The organism is Amycolatopsis sp. NPDC043885, from assembly GCF_056435685.1.
Genome location: NZ_JBWKEA010000008.1, coordinates 73,843 through 90,385, shown reverse-complemented (window position 1 = coordinate 90,385; position 16,543 = coordinate 73,843). Strand labels below are relative to the sequence as shown.

Sequence of the window (16,543 nt, the reverse complement as noted above, 5' to 3'; positions counted from 1 at the left end):
CCGTCCTTACCACTCACGAGGTTGTTGGTGCGGCAGCGGTCAGAATTCGACGTACATCTTGATGTCACCGAAATCGCTGTCGAGATTGTCCAGATGGGCGATCGCGTCCTCTTTCCAGACTTCGAGCTGGTTCGTCTCGCCGTAGGTGAGCTGCTCGCCGTCGGCCACCTTGTGGGCGTACTTCGTGATCGTGACGGTCTGGCCCCGGCAGAACTCCACGCGTTCCAGGAACCTGTCTGCCATGTCGGGATCGAAGACGCGGCCCATCCGGACGTAGCCGTTGTTGATGTGCTCCTCGCAGTAGAAGTGCGCCGCGGCCGAGGCGATCCACTCGGTGAGCGACGCGTCGCGAGGCGGCCACTTCTCCCGGACGTGCGCTTTGATCTCCCTGGCGAGGCGGACGACCCGGCGCCGTTCGAGATCGGTCAGCCCGTCCTCCTTGCGAAAGTCGAGGATCATGTCGTCGACGACCTTGGCGAGCCTGAGCATGCGCGGCTTGTCGAGTTCGGCCGGTTTCTCCGGCGGCAGCCCGGCCATGACCCTCTCGTGCACGAGGACGTACTGCGTGTACGCGTACAGGAAGGTCAAGGCGTTCAGCTGCCATTGGTGTCGTTCGGCGATCTCCACGGCTTCGACCCTAATCGCGGACCTACTTCCGGACCTGTGTGAGCGCCGGGGATTCACCCTATGCTCTCTTCTTCGTCCACGGCTGGGAGGCAGGAACCGTGCAGAGGATCGCGAAGGTCTTTGTGGCAGTGCTGGGGGCAGGGCTGATGCTCGCGGCCGGCACCGGAACGGCGTCGGCGGAGGGCGCGCCACCGAAGGTCACGAAGGGGCCGTGCCAGTACACGCAGACCCCGGATGAGCCTGCCGCGCGGCCGGTCCCGCTGCCGCCGGACCCCCGGCGCACGCCGGACCGGGGCAAGGTCCCGGTGCAGCTGAGGACCAACCAGGGCAAGATCGACCTGACGCTCGATCGGGCGAAGGCGCCGTGCACGGTGCAGAGCTTCCTGCACCTGGCGAAGCACCGTTTCTACGACCGCACGACGTGTCACCGGCTGACCGCGTACCCGACCTTGAAGGTGCTGCAGTGCGGTGACCCGAGCGGTACCGGCGAGGGCGGCCCCGGCTACAAGTACAAGGACGAGCTGCCCGTGGGCCTGCCGCCCGCGCCGACCGACCCGACCGGCGAGCGCAAGGTGTACGCGCGTGGCGTCCTCGCGATGGCCAACGCGGGCCCGGCGACCAACGGAAGCCAGTTCTTCGTCGTGTACGGCGACTCCGCGCTGCGCCCGAACTACACGATCTTCGGCACCGTGGGTCACGAAGGCCTCGAAACCCTCGACGACGTCGCCGCCGGTGGCATCAAGCCGACCCCGGAGAACCCCGCCCCGGTCGACGGCGCCCCCGTCCTGAAGACCGACATCCTCCGGGCGCGCCCCTGGTTCTGCTGACCCCCCTTATGCATTTCGTCCTCTGAATGCGGTGGTTCGTTGGACGTACTACCGCATTCAGAGGACGAAATGCGGGGAGTCAGGTGACTTCGAAGATGGCCTCGCGCAAGGCTTGGGTGGCGCCGGCGAAAGAGTGCTTCGCGGCGGTGCCATACCCGATGATGAGCCCTTCGCGCCGCGGCTCGCCGATCCAGTACTCGCTGAGCCCTTCGAGCCCGATGGCGCGGCGGCGGCAGGCGGCCAGCACCTCCATCTCCCGCGGAAGCTCGCCGGGGAACTGGAGCACCAAATGCAGCCCGGCCGAGATCCCCTGCGGCAGCACGGAATCCGGCAGGGCCGCGAGCAGCTTGTCGCGCCGGGACCGGTATTCGACGCGGCAGCGGCGGATGTGCTGGTCGTAGGCGCCCGATTCGATCAGTTCGGCCATCGCCAGCTGGTCCAGCAGCGCGGGCCGCGCCCCGCTCTCGGCCAGCGCCGTGCGCACCGGCTCGACCAGGAACCGCGGCAGCACCATCCAGCCCAGGCGCAGCGACGGCGCGAGCGTCTTGCTCGTCGTGCCCACGTACACGACCCGTTCCGGAGCCAGCGCCTGTAGCGCGCCGACCTGCTGATGGTCGAAGCGGAATTCGCCGTCGTAGTCGTCCTCGATCACGACGGCACCGGTTTCCTCCGCCCAGCGGGTGAGTTCGGCCCGCCGCCGCGGCGCGAGGGTGACGCCGAGCGGGTACTGGTGCGCCGGGGTGACCACCACCGCCGGACTGTCCAAAGCGGACACCGTGATCCCGTGGTCGTCGACGGGCACGCCGACCACGCGGGGACCGTTGGCGGCGGCGATGTTCCGGTAGATGTGCAGCGACGGGTTCTCGAACGCGATCTCGTCCGCGCCGCGCGCGTGCAGGACCCGCGCCAGTACCGCGATCGCGTGCGAGAACCCGGAACACACCAGGATGCGGGCGGGGTCGGCGATCACGCCGCGGCTGCGGGCCAGATACGCGGCGAGCGTTTCCCGCAGCTCCGGGGCACCGGACTCGGCCGTGTAGTCGAACGCCGACATCGGCGCCTGGTGCAGTGCCCGCCGTGTCGCCGCGAGCCAGGCGGAGCGGGGGAACGCGGACAGGTTCGGCCTGCCGGGGCGCAGGTCCCAGCGCGGCGCCGGGTCGCGGGGGACGGGCCGCGGCGGTGACGCGGGCAGCGCGCCCGCCGTCGCGACGCGGGTCGGCGCGCCCTGCGTGGTCCGCAGGTATCCCTCGGCGGCGAGGTCGGAGTACACCCTGGTGACCGTTCCCCTGGCCACGCCGAGGTCCTGCGCCAGTGCCCTGGTGGAGGGCACCGCGGCGCCCGCCTGCCAGCGTCCCTCCCGGATGGCCGCGCGGATCGCCGCGGCGAGCCCGCTCCGGCCGCTTTCGGGACGCCAGTCCAGATGGACGTCTATTCCCGAACTGGACCACGATTCCGCCATGATACTGGACCATACTCGTGGGCCAGTCGCCGCTAGATTCGACGGCATGACCGAGCGAATCCATGTGGGCAAGCGAGTGCCCGAGATCTACCAGGCCATGGCGAAACTGCAGGCCGAAGTCGAGAAGGCCGCCGCCAACGCCGGTGTCGACCAGAAGATCCTCGAACTGGTGAAGATGCGGTCGTCGCAGATCAACCACTGCGCCTTCTGCCTCGACATGCACTCACACGACGCGCTGCAGATGGGTGAGTCGCCGCGGCGGCTGTTCGTGCTGCAGGGCTGGCGCGAGACCGAACTGTTCACCGAGCAGGAGCGCGCCGCGCTCGCGCTCACCGAGGCGATCACGAACGTGGCGACCCTGCACGACGTCCCGGACGACGTCTACGAAGAGGCCACCCGCGTCTTCACCGAGGAGCAGTACCGCGCCGTGGTCTGGGAGGCCATCGCGATCAACAGCTGGAACCGGATGTGCGTGACCAGCCACGCGCCGCTGCCCGAGCGCGCCGAATGACGGCGGCTCGGCTGCGGGAACTGCACGTCGCGGGTACTCCGCTGCTCCTGCCGAACGCGTGGGACGCCGACAGCGCGCGTCTCGTGGAAGCCGCCGGGTTCCCTGTTGTGGCGACGAGTTCCTTCGCCGTGGCCAAGGTCCTCGGGTACGAGGACGGGGAGGACGCGCCCGCCGCCGAGATGTTCGCGGCGGCGGCGCGGATCGCGCGTGCGGTCTCGGTTCCGGTGACCGTGGACGCGGAAGGCGGGTACGGGCTCGAAGCGGGAGAACTCGCGGCGAGGCTGGCCGAGGCGGGTGCCGTCGGCTGCAACTACGAGGACACCGATCACGCTTCAGGTGGGGTACGCCCGCTCGAGGCGCAGGCGGAACGGGTCGCGGAGTTGCGCGCGGCCGCCGGGGACGCACTGGTGATCAACGCCCGCGTCGACGTCTTCCTCGGCGCGTCCGACGAACGAGCGGCACTGGACGACGCGATCCTGCGGGCCAAGGCGTACTTCGAGGCCGGGGCGGACTGCGTCTATCCGATCCTGGTGAAGTCGCCGGCGGTGCTCGGCGAGTTCGTGAAGGCGGTCGCGCCGGGAGCGGTCAACGCCGCTCCGATGCCAGGAGGCCCCGATCTCTCCGCGCTCACCGCACTGGGGGTGGCGCGGATCTCGCTGGGCACCGGGCTGTGGAAGTCGGTCCGCGCCGATCTCCGCGCGAAGCTGGCCGAACTGACGGCGGGGAAGCTGCCTTACTGAATGGGAACCGGGGCGGTGCGGCCGGGGGCGTTGGATGCCGGCCGCACCGTCCCGGCGACTAGTGGGCGATCGCCTTCTCGGCGCCCGCACCGGTGAGCGAGCGGACCTCCATCTCGGCGTACTTCTTCTGGTTGTGCTCCTTGGACAGCACGGTCCCGAGCCAGCCGAGGAAGAAGGCGACCGGGATCGAGACGATGCCCGGGTTGTCCAGCGGGAACCAGTGGAAGTCGACGCCCTGGATCATCGAGGCGCTCTTCCCGGTCTTCGGGTCGACGGGCTTACCCGAGACCGCCGGCGAGAAGACGATCAGCACGACGCAGACCGCGAGACCGCCGTAGATGCTCCACAGCGCGCCCTGGGTGTTGAACCGCTTCCAGAACAGCGAGTACAGGATCGTCGGCAGGTTCGCCGACGCCGCCACCGCGAACGCGAGCGCCACGAGGAACGCGATGTTCTGCCCGTTGGCGAGGATGCCGCCGAGGATCGCGACCGCGCCGATCACCAGCGCGGTGATCCGGGCGACCTTCACCTCCGAATCCGGGGACGCCTTGCCCTTCTTGATCACGCTGGCGTAGACGTCGTGCGCGAACGACGCCGATGCGGTGATCGTCAGCCCCGCGACCACCGCGAGGATCGTCGCGAAGGCGATCGCCGCGATCAGGCCCAGCAGGACCGGCCCGCCGAGTTCCAGTGCCAGCAGCGGTGCCGCCGAGTTGACGCCACCCGGCGCGGCCTTGATCTTGTCCGCGCCGACCAGCGCGCCGGCGCCGTAGCCGAGCACCAGGGTGAACAGGTAGAAGACGCCGATCAGTGCGATCGCCCAGACCACGGAACGACGGGCTTCCTTCGCGGTCGGCACGGTGTAGAAGCGCATCAAGACGTGCGGCAGGCCGGCGGTACCGAGGACCAGAGCGATGCCCAGCGACAGGAAGTCGAGCTTCGTCGTACCGGTCTTGCCGTACTGGTTACCCGGCCCGAGCAGCGCTTCACCGGCGCTGCCCGCCCTGTCCACCGCGCCCTGCAGCAGCGCGGAAAGGTTGAAGCCGTACATGCCCAGCACCCACAGCGTCATCGCCAGCGCGCCGGCGATGAGCAGCGCCGCCTTGATGATCTGGACCCAGGTGGTGCCCTTCATCCCGCCGATGAGCACGTAGGCGATCATGATGATGCCGACGATCACGATGATCGCGGCCTGCCCGGCCTTGCTCTCGATCCCGAGCAGCAGCGCGACGAGGCCACCGGCCCCCGCCATCTGCGCCAGCAGGTAGAAGAACGAGACGGCCAGCGTGGACGTCGCCGCCGCGGCCCGCACCGGGCGCTGCTTCATCCGGAACGCCAGCACGTCGCCCATGGTGAACTTGCCGGTGTTGCGCAGGAGTTCGGCGACCAGCAGCAACGCGACCAGCCACGCCACCAGGAAGCCGATGGAGTAAAGGAATCCGTCGTAGCCGTAGACGGCGATCGCGCCCGCGATCCCGAGGAACGACGCGGCGGACAGGTAGTCACCCGCGATGGCGACGCCGTTCTGCGGGCCGGTGAACGCGCGGCCGGCGGCGTAGTAGTCCGACGCCGTCTTCGTGTTGCGGCTCGCCCGGAACACGACGAACAGCGTGACCACCACGAACAGGCCGAAGATGGTGATGTTGAGTACGGGGCTGCTGCCCTCGACTCCGGCGGCGAGGGTCATTTGGTCTCACTCTCGATGTCCGTGCGGATCTTCTCCGCGATGGGGTCGAGTTTCTTGTTCGCGTAGCGGACGTAGAGCCCGGTGATCACGAAGGTCGAAACGAACTGCAGCAGACCGAAGACGAGGCCGACGTTGATGTTCCCGACCAGCTTCGTGCTCATGAAGCCGTGCGCGTAGTCGGCGAGCAGCACGTAGAGCAGGTACCAGAGGAGGAACAGCGCCGAGACGGGGAACACGAACCGGCGCAACCGAGCCCGCAGTTCCTTGAACTCCGCGCTGTCATGGGCTTTGTCCCAGTCCGTTTCCGGCGGACTGGGAGCGTTCGTTTCGGTACTCATCGTGCTCTCCTCGCACCGCGAATGTGTTCCGCGACACGTTAAGGAGAGGTCAAGGAGACCGGAACCTTCAGCGGTTCAAACGTCTGCCGAGACGACGAACGGTCGACGAACGGTAGTCCGACCACGACGAGGGGGTTTCGGCTGTGCGATCGTCCAAGTGCAGCCGCAGCATGGCGGCCGTCGACCAGGCGGGAGGCCTGCCCCGCCAGGAAACCACGATCATTACTCCGAATGCCAGCGGAACCGACCAAGGTGCGGGCTGCGACACGAGAATCGCGGGCAGACCGCTCAGGCTGGGGACGAACAAGGCCACGAGGATCGAGCCCGAAGACGCGACGAGCCCGGCGAGGACGCCGCTGATCGCGCCCGCGGCGGTCAGCCGGTTCCACCAGATGCCGAGCACCAGCAACGGGCAGAACGTGGACGCGGCCACGGTGAAGCCCCAGGTGACGAGGACGCCCGCGTCCAATCTGGCCGACGGCAGCGCGAGCAGGACCATCACCGCCGCCGCCCCGAGCACCGACCAGCGCAGTCTCCGCAGGCCGCCGGGCGCCAGGTCGTGCGCGACCGCGCCGGAGATCACCAGCAGCAGCCCGAGCGACGTCGCCAGGAAAGCCGCGAACGCGCCCGCCGTCAGCAATCCGGTGAACAACGACCCCGCCCAGCCGTCGTCGATCTGCGCCGGCAGCGCGACGACGACCGTGTCCGTCGCGCCCGAGACGTACAGCTCGGGCACCAGCACGCGGCCGAAGACGCCGTAAACCCCTGGGAACAGGTAGAAGACGCCGAGCAGGGCGACGGTGATCGCCGCGGTCCGGCGGGCGGCGCGGCCGTCCGGGCTGGTGTGGAAGCGCATCAGGACGTGCGGCAGGCCCATGGTGCCGAGCATGGTGGCGATCAGGATCGCCCACGTGCCGAGCAGCGGATAACCCTGATCGCCGAGGTCGAGCAGCGGCCGTTGCCAGTCCGGCCCGCCCAGCGGGGCACCGCCCCGGACGGCGGGAACCGGCGTGCCCTCGGCGAATTCCAGCGTTTCCCCGCTCCTGGCCACCAGTTCTCCCGGCGGCACCACGTGCTTTTCCGGGGTGAGCAGGGTGGTCGGCTCGCGCAGGGTCAGCGTCACGTCGATCTCGAAGGACAGCTGGGTGTCGCGGGCGAAGTGGGTGAATTCCACCGGGTGCACCGAAGCCGACCGTTCCTCCGGGGAGACCTGGGAGACCAGCCAGATCGCGGGGATGATGAACAGCAGCAGTTTCAGCACGAACTGGAACGCCTGGACGTAGGTCGCCGCGCGCATGCCGCCGAGTGCCAGTGTCGCGCTGACGGCGGTGCCCGCGATGACGACGCCGACCCAGTACGGCGTGCCGCCGACGGCGGTCAGCACGAGCCCCGCGGTGCGGAACTGCGGGACCAGGTAAAGGGTTCCGATCACGAGGACGACGACGGCGGCCAGACGGCGCAGTGCGGGGGAAGCGAGCCGCGCCTCGGCGAAGTCCGGGACGGTGAGCGCGCCGGAGCGCCGCATCGGCGCCGCGACGAGCACGAGCATCGCGATGTACCCGGCGGTGAATCCGACCGGGTACCAGAGCGCGCCGATGCCGTCCTTCACCACCAGGCCCGCGACGCCGAGGAACGACGCCGCGGACAGGTATTCGCCGGAGACCGCGGCGGAGTTGACCAGCGGCGAGATCCGGCGCGAGGCGACGAGGAAATCCGACGTCGTGCGCATGGCCGCGACCCCGCGCAACCCGATCAGCAGGGTGACCAGCACGACGGGGGCCACCGCGAACGCTGTGACCACTACTCGTCCTCGATCTTTTCCGCCCGGCGCAACTGCCACCACGACAGCAGCGCCATCGCCGGGTACGGGAGGATCGCGATCATCAGCCAGGACAGCGGGATACCCAGCAGCCGCACCGAATCCAGCCCGGGGAACACCCCGAACACCAGGGGGAGCCCGAACACCAGCCCGAACATCCCGGCCAGCGCGGGAATCCCTCGGCGGCGCTGGGCCCGGTAGAGCGCGTCCGCGCGTTCGGCGTCACTCGCTGCCAGCCGGGGAACCCGCCAACGTCCGCGCGAACGGCGCCGCGAATGCGCGAGCCGGGTCTGCGGGCTGGTGACGGCGACCCGTTTGACACGGCTCACGAGCGGCTTCCCCGGCCCAGTTCGCCGCGCTGCGCGGCGGCGAGCAGCCGGTCGCGCAGGTCGCGCGCGTGGCGGCGGCTCACCGGCACGTCACCCGCTTCGGTATGCGCCAACAGCCCGCCGGTCGTGTCGCTGCGCAGTTCGAGCACGGCGTCCACGGCGAGCAGGAAACCCCGGTGCACGCGGGTGAATCCCGTTCCCTCCCAATACTCTTCGAGCCGGGAGATGGGCATCCGCGTGACGTGGACGCCGGATTTCGTGTGCAGCCGGACATAGTCGCCGTGCGCCTCGACGAACTGGACGTCGTCGCGGCGGACGTACCGCGTGCGCCCGCCGGATTCCACCGGCAGCGCGGACATCGCGTCCGGCGCGGGTTTCGGCTCGTCGGGCTGGTTGCCCGCCATCCGGACCACTTTGGACAGTGCGGCGGACAGCCGTTCCGCGCGGACCGGTTTGAGCAGGTAGTCGACCGCGCCGATCCCGTACGCGGCCACGGCGTGCCCGTCATGCGCGGTGACGAACACGATCACCGGTGGTTCGCTGAGCCGCGCCAGCAGCGAGGCGAGCTCGAGCCCGTCGAGGCCGGGCATGGAGATGTCGAGGAAGACGGCATCGAAATGACTGCCCTGCAAAAGTTTGAGCGCGTTGACGGCGTCACCGGCGGCGACCACCTCGGCGACTTCCGGTGCCTCGCGCAGCAAGCTGCACAGCTCGTCGAGGGCGGGCGGGACGTCGTCGACCGCCAGCACCCGCAGCCCGTTCGTCACGGCAGCACCCCCGGCTGGAAACGGGGCACGCGCACCACGACCCTGGTGCCCGCGCCGGTCTCGGTCTCGACCGTCAGTCCGTACCACGGGCCGTAGACGCTGCGCAGCCTTCTGTCCACATTGGCCAGTCCGACGCCGCCGTCGTCGCCGCGCCCGGCCAGGATCGCCGCCGCGCGTGCGGGGTCCATGCCGACACCGTCGTCCTCGACGCTGATCACGCAGTCGTTCCCTTCCGCCATTCCCTGAACCTGGATGAACCCCGCCTCGGCGCGTGGCTCGATCCCGTGCCGGATCGCGTTCTCCACCAGCGGTTCCAGCACGAGGTACGGCACGGCGACGGCCAGCACCTCCGGCGCGACGCGCACCTGCACCCGCAGCCGCTCGCCGAGTACCGCGCGCTGCAGGGCCAGATACGTCTCGATGGCGCGGAACTCCTCGGCGACCATCGTGTACTCGCCGTGGCGGGCGAGGCTGTAGCGGGTGTACTCGGCGAAGTCGAGCATCAGATCGCGGGCGCGGTCCGGGTCGGAGCGGACCAGCGAGGAGATCACGGTGAGCGCGTTGTAGACGAAATGCGGTGAGATCTCGGCCCGCAGCGCGCGCAGTTCGGCCTCCGCGGCCTGCTCGGCGGAGGCTTCCAGCCTGCCGCGTTCGAGCGCGTGGACGACGAGCTCGGCGGCCTGCCGGGCGAGGGCGTTCTTGCCATCGGCGACCAGGAGGACGCCGGCCAGTTCGTCGTGGACGTGGAGCGGCAGGGCCAGTAGCCCGGGCTCGGACACCGGCGTCTCGGAGTGGAGGACCTCGTCGAGCGCCGCGATCACGACGTCGTCGGCGGCCGGTCTGCCCGACCAGATCAGCGAGCCGGAGAGGTCGGTCAACCCGAGGCCGGGGACGCCGAACAGCCGCCGGAGGCCGTGCGCCGCGTGGCGGGCGCGGGGCCCGGCCAGGCCGTCCATGAGATCGTCGGAGACACGCTGGGCGGCGGCGAGCACCGGCACCGGATCCGCGCTCGCGGCGGGACGCCAGGGCAGACGGGTGGTCATCCGGCCTCCTCCGCGACGTCGGGGCCTAGATCCTAACGTCGCTGCGTGGATTCGGCGGTTACGCTCCGGGCATGGTCACTGGGGATGCGGTGGTGCTCCGGCTGGACGTCGTGATGCGCCGGTTCGCGTGGGCGGGGTTCGTGGTGTTCGGCGGGGGCGGCCTGGTGGCCGTCGTTCTGGCGTTGTTCTCCGGCTCGGTTTCCGGGGTGGTGTTCGGCCTGCTCAGCGTGGCCTTCGCCGGGCTGATCCTGCTCGCCCTGCGGCGCTCGGCGGGCTCGTTGGCGATTTCCGCCGCGGGGTTCGCGGTCCCGGGTGTGTTCGAGGTCCGGTGGACCGAAGTGACGCGGCTGCGGGTGTGGCGGGAGAAGCGCCGCGTGGGGCGGTGGATGCACTGGTGGCACTACCGGATCGAATGGACCGGCTCGGGGCCCGAAGTGTTGCTTGAGGACGGCGAGTACGCGTACGCGCTGGGGCACCTTGGCGGTGGCGCCCGGCTGTACGCGGGTCTCACGCTCTTCGCACCCGCTGGGGTGGTCGAGTTCGCCGAGTGAGCGCCCCCCGAACGCTATGAAAGGTCCTTTCCTTGCGAAATTTGCAAGGAAAGGACCTTTCATAGCAGTACCGAGGCGCGTCAGCAGCTCTGCTTGTAGAAGTACTGAGCGTTCGCGTCCATGTTCGCCTTGGTGATGGAGTGCAGCGAAGCGGTCAGATTGCGCGTCACCGGCTTGCCCTCCAGCGCCGCGATGGCCTGCTGCACACCCTGCTGCCCGATGGCGGCCGGGTCCTGCGCGATGAGGCCCTGGTACTCGCCCTTCTTCAGGCCCTCGATCTCCGACGGCGAAGCGTCGAAGCCGATCAGGTTGACCGCGCCGATCTTGCCCGCGTTCCGCAGGCCGGTCGCGGCGCCCTCACCGGTGTTGAGGTTGGTCGCGAAGATGCCGATCAGGTCCGGGGTGGAGGCCAGCGCGGCGGTCACCTTGGACGCGGCCTGGTCGGGCTCGTTCTGGGTGAACTGCACGCCCGCCGACTTCAGGTTCGGGTGGTTCTTCAGCTCGTCCTCGAAACCCTTCGCGCGGGTGTTCGTGGTCGAGGTGCCCGCGATGGTGTCGAGAACCAGCACCGACCCGGTCTTGCCCGCGGCCAGCTCCGCCATGGTCTTCGCGGCGAGCTTGCCGCCCTCGGCGTTGTCCGAGGAGATCGACGACTCGGCCACACTGGTGTCCTTCAGCGCGGTGTCGACCTCGATGATCTTCGCGCCGCGGTTCTTGACCTGCTGGATCGGCGCGAGCATCGCCTGCGCGTCGGTCGGCGCGATGAGCAGCGCGGCGGGCGGGTTGGAGCCCAGCGCGTTGACCAGCTGGGTCTGCATGGCCGCGTCGAATTTCTGCGGGGCCTGCGTGGTGAGCTCGTAGCCCGCCTTCTTGGCCTCGGCCTCGGCGCCGCACTGCATCGAGATGTAGAACGGCTCGGCCTGCACGCCCGGGATGAGCGACAGCTTCTTGTTGTTGGTCTTGGCGCCGGAATCGCCCGACGGCGCCTCGCCGACGGTGCCACCGCCGCACGCGGTGAGCAGGAGGGCCGCGGAAACGGCGGCACCGGCGGCGAGCAGGGTCTTCTTCATGGGGAATGCACCTCTTTGTGCGTAGGGAGAACTAACGAGAGTTGCGGCGACGACGGCGCCGCTGGTCGAACCAGACCGCGGCGATCAGCACCGCGCCGACCGCGATCATCTGCCAGAAGTCCTGGACCTGCGTGATGTTGAAGCCCTTCTTCAGCACGGCAGGGATGAACACGCCGATCACCGTGCCCAGCACCGAACCGACACCGCCGAAGAGGCTCGTCCCGCCCATCACCGTGGCGGCGATGGCGTTGAGGTTGTCGGTGGTGTGCGCCGAAATGGTCGTCGACGCGTAGTACGCCAGCGAGAGGAAACCGGCGACACCGGCGAGGAAACCGGTGAGCGTGTACACCTTCAGCAGGTGCGCGGTCACCCCGATGCCCGCTCGGCGCGCGCCCTCGGCGTTGGAGCCGACGGCGTAGGTGTAGCGGCCGAATTTGGTGGTGTGCAACAGCCAGGCGCCGATCAGCGTGATGACCACGGCCACCAGCACCAGATTCGGCACGCCGCCGAACGACGTCCCGTAGCCGAGCGTCTTGTTGAGCTCGGTCGGGACGCTGCGCACGTCGGACCCGTTGTTCAGCAGGTACGCGGCGCCGAGCGCGGCACCCATCGTGCCGAGCGTGACGATCAGCGGCGGGATGTTCGCCACCGCGATCAGGAAACCGTTGATCAGGCCCCAGATCGTGCCCGCGACGACGGCCGCCACGAGTCCGGCGGTGATGACGCCCCATCCGGCCTTCGTCGCGTCGCCGTCCAGGCTGAGCGCCTCCATCGTCTTGCCCGCCACCATGCCCGCGAAGATCAGCACCGAACCGACCGAGAGGTCGATACCGGAGGTGATGATCACGAACGTCATGCCGACCGAGAGCACCAGCAGCACCGAGGTCTCGATGAGCAGGGTCTGGAAGGTGAACAGCGTCGCGAACTCGGCGGGCGCGATCGCGGTGAACACGATGATCAGCGCCAGCAGCACCAGCGCGATCCAGAACGTGTTCGCCCCGATCAACCGCTGGCCGATCGATCGTTTGCCGAAACCACCGTCCACCGAGGTCTGGATCTCGGGGCCGTTCTTCGTCGGAGTGGACACGGTCACGCCGCCTCCTCTTGTACGAGGGCGCCCGTCATCGCGGCGACCAGGTCTTCCAGTTTCGTGTCGGCGCCGGTGAACCGGGCGACGCGTTTGCCGAGCCGCAGCACCTCGACGCGGTCGGCCACCGACAGCACCTCGGGCATGTTGTGGCTGATCAGCACGACGGCGATGCCCTTGTCCCGCACCTTCTTGATCACGTCGAGCACGCGTTCGCGCTGCACGACGCCGAGCGCGGCCGTCGGCTCGTCCATGAACACGACCTTCGACGCCCAGACGACCGACCGCGCGACGGCGACACTTTGCCGCTGCCCGCCCGAAAGCGAGCCGATCGGGACGTCGGTGCTCTGCAGGGTCACGCCGAGCCGCTGGAACTCCTCGACGGCCTGGCGCTTCATCTCCTTCTTGTCCAGCATCCCGAGCTTGCCGAGGATCCCCTTGCGGTGGATCTCCCTGCCCAGGAACAGGTTCGCGGCCGGGTCGAGTTCCGGTGCGACCGCGAGGTCCTGGTACACCGTCTCGATCCCCATCCGCCGTGCCGTGGTGGGGGAGTCCAGCACCACTTCGGCACCGTCGAGCAGGATGCTGCCCGACGTCGGCTGTTCCGCGCCGGACAGACATTTGACCAAAGTGGACTTCCCGGCGCCGTTGTCGCCGATCAGCGCGGTGACCTCACCGGCCCGCGCCTGGAACGACGCGCCGCGCAGCGCCTCCACCGAGCCGTAGCGTTTGACCAGGTTCTGTGCGTCGAGCAGGAGTTCGCTCACGATCGCTCCCTCTTCTCGGGTGCGGGCGGACGGCAGCGGATGACGGTGACCTCCCCCTCCACAGTGGACTGTCCGGCGTCGTGCGGGACCACGTACGTCTCGCCCTTGCGCAGCAAGTATTCGCCGCCGTGTTCGGTGCGGAGCGTGCCCGAACCGTCCATGACGACCAGCACCGCGAACGACGGATCGAGTGACAACGTTGTCGACCTACCGGAAACGGCGGGACGGAGCTGGTCGGCGCGGAAGAACGCGTCACTGCCGTCGGCGAGGAGGTCCACAGTGGACGCTTCGTCGGCCGCGGTGCGCTTGACGATCGAGCCGAGCCGTTCTTCGTCCCAGCCGGAGGTGTCCAGGGTTTCGATGGCGCTCTCGAAGCCGATCCCGAGGTGCGCCTTCTCCGGGTTCGCCAGGAAGTCCCGCCATTCCAGGGTCAGCGAGAAGTCGGTCGGCTGCTGGAGCTCGACGACGAAGACGCCTTCGCCGATCGCGTGCGGCAGGCCCGCCGGGATGTACACCGTGTCGCCGGGCGTCACCGCGACGCTGTTCAGCGCTCCGAGCATGGCGGGCGCGTCCTGGGTGCGGGCCCATTCGTTGACCGTCGCCTTGTCGACGGTCTCCTTGAACCCCGGGTAGACGCGCGGGTCGTCGCCGTAGGTGCCGACCACGATCCACGCCTCGGTCTTGCCGAAGTGCGAGTCGAAGTGCCGCCTCGCGAACGAGTCGGACGGGTGGAAGTGCACCGGCAGGCGCTGGCCCGCGTCGAGCAGCTTCACCAGCAGGCCGGTCGAATCGCCGAGCGCCTCGACGTGCTTGGCGCCGAGCCACGCGGACGGGTTCTCACGGACGGCGTCGCGGAGCCAGACCCCGCTGGGCAGCTTGGTCAGGCCGTTGGTCTCCTGGCCGAACATCGTGGTGGCCGAGCCGACCCAGTCTTCGGGGCCGAATTTCGACTCCGAGGGGGCGCCCCGCAACGCGGCGATGGCGTCGCCGCCGCGGTAGAACTGCGGCGGCTGGTTCGCCGGCAGGCGGATCGGTTCGAGGTGGCCGCTCATGAAGGGGCGACCTCCCCGGAACCGCGGGCTACGAGGTGCACGGGCAGAACTACCTTTCTCGGTGCGGATTGATCTCCCTGGACCCGGGCGAACAGCAGGTCCGCGGCCGCCCGGCCCAACGCGCTCACGTCGTGCGCGATCACGGAGACCGGCGGATCCAGCAGATCCGCCAGTTCGAAGTCGTCGAAGCTGATCATCGCGGGACGCCGCTCCGCGTGCGCCAGCGCGCGCAGCAGGTGGACGGCGACCCGGTTGTTGCCCGCGATCACGGCGGTGGCCGGATTCGGCCCGGTGAGCAGCCGCCGTACGGCGTCGCCGACGCTCTCGGCGGTCGGCGTACGCATCACGACAAGGTGCTCGTCGTAGGGGATCCCGTTGCGGACACAGCCTTCGCGGAAGCCGCGCAGCCGTTCGCCCGCGGTGAAGATGTCCGGGCTGTCGGCGAGGAACGCGATCCGGCGGTGGCCGTGTTTCGCGAGGTGGGCGACCGCTTCGACGGTGCCGCCGATGTTGTCGACCAGCACCGTGTCGGCCACTATGTCGCCGGCGGGCCGGTCGAGGAACACCACGGGCGTGCCCGCGCGCATCTCGGGGACCAGGTAGCCGTGCTGCATCCCGGCCGGGACGACGAGGATGCCGTCGACGCGACGGGAGCAGAACTCCAGGACCAGTTCGCGTTCGCGGTCGGAGTTCTCCTCCGACGAACCGGTCAGTACCTGGCGGCCGAACGAGGTCGCGATACGTTCGACGGCCCGGTTGAGCTCGGAGTAGAAGGGGTTTCCGACATCCTCGACGATCAGGCCGATCGTCCCGGTCGTCGAGCCGCGCCGCAGGTTCCGCGCGCCGAGATTGCGCCGGAACCCGAGCTGCTCGATCGCCGCCATGACGCGCTCCGCGGTGTCCGGATGGACGGCGGGCTCGTCGTTCACCACTCGCGAGACGGTTTTGATGCTCACGCCCGCGAGCCGGGCCACGTCACTCATCGTGGCCCGTCGGCCGGTAGTGCGGTGGCCGTTGTCCGGTCCGCTGGAAGACAACGTTGTCATAGTGGCGGGAATTGAACGCCAGCGGCGCGGTGATGTCAATGCCCGGTTCGTCCTGGAGGCGCCTTCCGAAGTCGAACCGTTACGCGGGCCGGGGCTTCGTGCCCCGCTGTGGCAGGGTCTTGTCCGATCGAGGGGAGTGCGGAATGCCGTATGTCGAAGCGTCGGTGCGCAGCAGGCAGTTCGTCGCCGCCGCCCGCGAAGTGATGCAGCGCGACGGCGTCGCCGCGACGACCTTGCGGGCGGTCGCGGCCGAAGCCGACGTCCCGCTCGGCACGTTGCAGTACGTCTTCTCCAGCAAGGAAGCGCTGCTGCGGGCCGTGATCGAGGACGTGGTCGAGGAGATCTCGACCGTGCTGACCGGGACGGTCGAACTCGACCGGGGGCTGGCGCACGCGATCCGCCAGGGACTGACGAGCTTCTGGTCCGAGCTGGTCGCCGATCACGTCAAGCTGCAGCTGATGCAGGGCGAACTGCTCCATTACGCGCTCCGCAAGCCGGGGCAGGAAAGCATGGCGAGCTGGCAGTACCGGCGCTACGTCACGGTGCTGACCGACTGGTGCCGGGAGGCGGCCGTCAACGCGGGCGAGCAGTGCGCGCTGCCCTACGAGCGGCTCGCCAGGGTCATGCTCGCCGGCGTCGACGGGCTCATCGTGCAGTACGTCTGCGAACCCGACGAAGAGCGCGCTCGCGCCGACCTCGAAACCGTCATCGGGATGCTCATCGCCTCGGTGGACATCCGGCCTGTCTGAGGTCTGACCGGCATCGTTGCGGGTCGCCGTAAGCTGCTCTAAGGTCAAGTCATACGACTGACTGAATTGCGGAG

At 69.1% G+C, this 16,543-nt stretch carries 18 protein-coding genes; 5 read left to right on the top strand and 13 right to left on the bottom strand.

The features are described 5' to 3' along the window. Window positions 1–39 precede the first annotated feature (39 nt). Window positions 40–627: a hypothetical protein gene (locus AC069I_RS23495; protein WP_478228542.1), complete on the bottom strand. Its 588-nt coding sequence runs from the start codon at window positions 625–627 to the stop codon at window positions 40–42. A 146-nt stretch (window positions 628–773) separates the two neighbouring features. On the opposite strand from AC069I_RS23495, the gene AC069I_RS23490 reads away from it, so the two are divergent. After that, complete coding sequence (locus AC069I_RS23490) at window positions 774–1,454, top strand: peptidylprolyl isomerase (RefSeq protein WP_478228579.1); 681 nt, start codon at window positions 774–776, stop codon at window positions 1,452–1,454. Window positions 1,455–1,533: 79 nt separating this feature from the next. Here AC069I_RS23490 and pdxR read toward each other — a convergent pair whose 3' ends face one another. After that, a complete protein-coding gene (pdxR, locus tag AC069I_RS23485; protein WP_478228541.1) occupies window positions 1,534–2,913 on the bottom strand; it encodes a MocR-like pyridoxine biosynthesis transcription factor PdxR in 1,380 nt (459 codons plus the stop codon). 46 nt (window positions 2,914–2,959) lie between these two features. Here pdxR and AC069I_RS23480 point away from each other — a divergent pair, with 46 nt between their 5' ends. Beyond that, entirely contained in the window at window positions 2,960–3,424 is a 465-nt protein-coding gene (locus tag AC069I_RS23480; RefSeq protein WP_007031709.1) for a carboxymuconolactone decarboxylase family protein, read from the top strand. Next, window positions 3,421–4,164, top strand: a complete 744-nt coding sequence (locus tag AC069I_RS23475) for an isocitrate lyase/PEP mutase family protein (protein WP_478266404.1) — start codon at window positions 3,421–3,423, stop codon at window positions 4,162–4,164. Before AC069I_RS23480 ends, AC069I_RS23475 begins: the two co-directional genes overlap by 4 nt. Before the next feature lie 58 nt (window positions 4,165–4,222). Here AC069I_RS23475 and AC069I_RS23470 read toward each other — a convergent pair whose 3' ends face one another. The 6 genes from AC069I_RS23470 to AC069I_RS23445 all read right to left on the bottom strand — a co-directional run bounded on the left by AC069I_RS23470 (window position 4,223) and on the right by AC069I_RS23445 (window position 10,147). Next, window positions 4,223–5,851, bottom strand: coding sequence for a solute symporter family protein (locus tag AC069I_RS23470; RefSeq protein WP_478228539.1), 1,629 nt, complete (start codon window positions 5,849–5,851; stop codon window positions 4,223–4,225). Continuing rightward, a complete protein-coding gene (locus AC069I_RS23465) occupies window positions 5,848–6,189 on the bottom strand; it encodes a DUF485 domain-containing protein (RefSeq protein WP_340683592.1) in 342 nt (113 codons plus the stop codon). Before AC069I_RS23465 ends, AC069I_RS23470 begins: the two co-directional genes overlap by 4 nt. A gap of 67 nt (window positions 6,190–6,256) precedes the next feature. Further along, window positions 6,257–7,990 carry a sodium/solute symporter gene (locus AC069I_RS23460; RefSeq protein ID WP_478266403.1) on the bottom strand — a complete coding sequence of 578 codons (1,734 nt, stop codon included), beginning with the start codon at window positions 7,988–7,990 and terminating at the stop codon, window positions 6,257–6,259. Next, on the bottom strand, window positions 7,990–8,337 hold the full coding sequence (locus AC069I_RS23455) for a hypothetical protein (protein ID WP_478228537.1): 348 nt from the start codon (window positions 8,335–8,337) through the stop codon (window positions 7,990–7,992). The genes AC069I_RS23460 and AC069I_RS23455 overlap by 1 nt, the downstream gene beginning before the upstream one ends. Next, a complete protein-coding gene (locus tag AC069I_RS23450) occupies window positions 8,334–9,104 on the bottom strand; it encodes a LytR/AlgR family response regulator transcription factor (protein WP_340683590.1) in 771 nt (256 codons plus the stop codon). The genes AC069I_RS23455 and AC069I_RS23450 overlap by 4 nt, the downstream gene beginning before the upstream one ends. After that, window positions 9,101–10,147, bottom strand: coding sequence for a sensor histidine kinase (locus tag AC069I_RS23445; protein ID WP_478228536.1), 1,047 nt, complete (start codon window positions 10,145–10,147; stop codon window positions 9,101–9,103). Before AC069I_RS23445 ends, AC069I_RS23450 begins: the two co-directional genes overlap by 4 nt. Before the next feature lie 71 nt (window positions 10,148–10,218). On the opposite strand from AC069I_RS23445, the gene AC069I_RS23440 reads away from it, so the two are divergent. Further along, window positions 10,219–10,698, top strand: coding sequence for a hypothetical protein (locus AC069I_RS23440; protein ID WP_478266402.1), 480 nt, complete (start codon window positions 10,219–10,221; stop codon window positions 10,696–10,698). 80 nt (window positions 10,699–10,778) lie between these two features. Here AC069I_RS23440 and AC069I_RS23435 read toward each other — a convergent pair whose 3' ends face one another. From AC069I_RS23435 to AC069I_RS23415, 5 genes are read right to left on the bottom strand one after another with little or no spacing between them, the layout of a single operon-like run. Continuing rightward, entirely contained in the window at window positions 10,779–11,768 is a 990-nt protein-coding gene (locus tag AC069I_RS23435) for an ABC transporter substrate-binding protein (protein WP_478228534.1), read from the bottom strand. A 31-nt stretch (window positions 11,769–11,799) separates the two neighbouring features. Further along, window positions 11,800–12,861, bottom strand: coding sequence for an ABC transporter permease (locus AC069I_RS23430; RefSeq protein ID WP_478266401.1), 1,062 nt, complete (start codon window positions 12,859–12,861; stop codon window positions 11,800–11,802). Further along, the gene (locus AC069I_RS23425) at window positions 12,858–13,622 is read right to left on the bottom strand and encodes an ATP-binding cassette domain-containing protein (RefSeq protein WP_478228533.1); all 765 of its coding nucleotides are present in this window, start codon (window positions 13,620–13,622) and stop codon (window positions 12,858–12,860) included. The genes AC069I_RS23430 and AC069I_RS23425 overlap by 4 nt, the downstream gene beginning before the upstream one ends. After that, on the bottom strand, window positions 13,619–14,674 hold the full coding sequence (locus tag AC069I_RS23420; protein ID WP_478228532.1) for a class I mannose-6-phosphate isomerase: 1,056 nt from the start codon (window positions 14,672–14,674) through the stop codon (window positions 13,619–13,621). The genes AC069I_RS23425 and AC069I_RS23420 overlap by 4 nt, the downstream gene beginning before the upstream one ends. Then, window positions 14,671–15,657, bottom strand: coding sequence for a LacI family DNA-binding transcriptional regulator (locus AC069I_RS23415; protein WP_478228531.1), 987 nt, complete (start codon window positions 15,655–15,657; stop codon window positions 14,671–14,673). Before AC069I_RS23415 ends, AC069I_RS23420 begins: the two co-directional genes overlap by 4 nt. Before the next feature lie 206 nt (window positions 15,658–15,863). Here AC069I_RS23415 and AC069I_RS23410 point away from each other — a divergent pair, with 206 nt between their 5' ends. Then, entirely contained in the window at window positions 15,864–16,469 is a 606-nt protein-coding gene (locus AC069I_RS23410) for a TetR/AcrR family transcriptional regulator (protein WP_478266400.1), read from the top strand. Window positions 16,470–16,543: the final 74 nt, after the last annotated feature.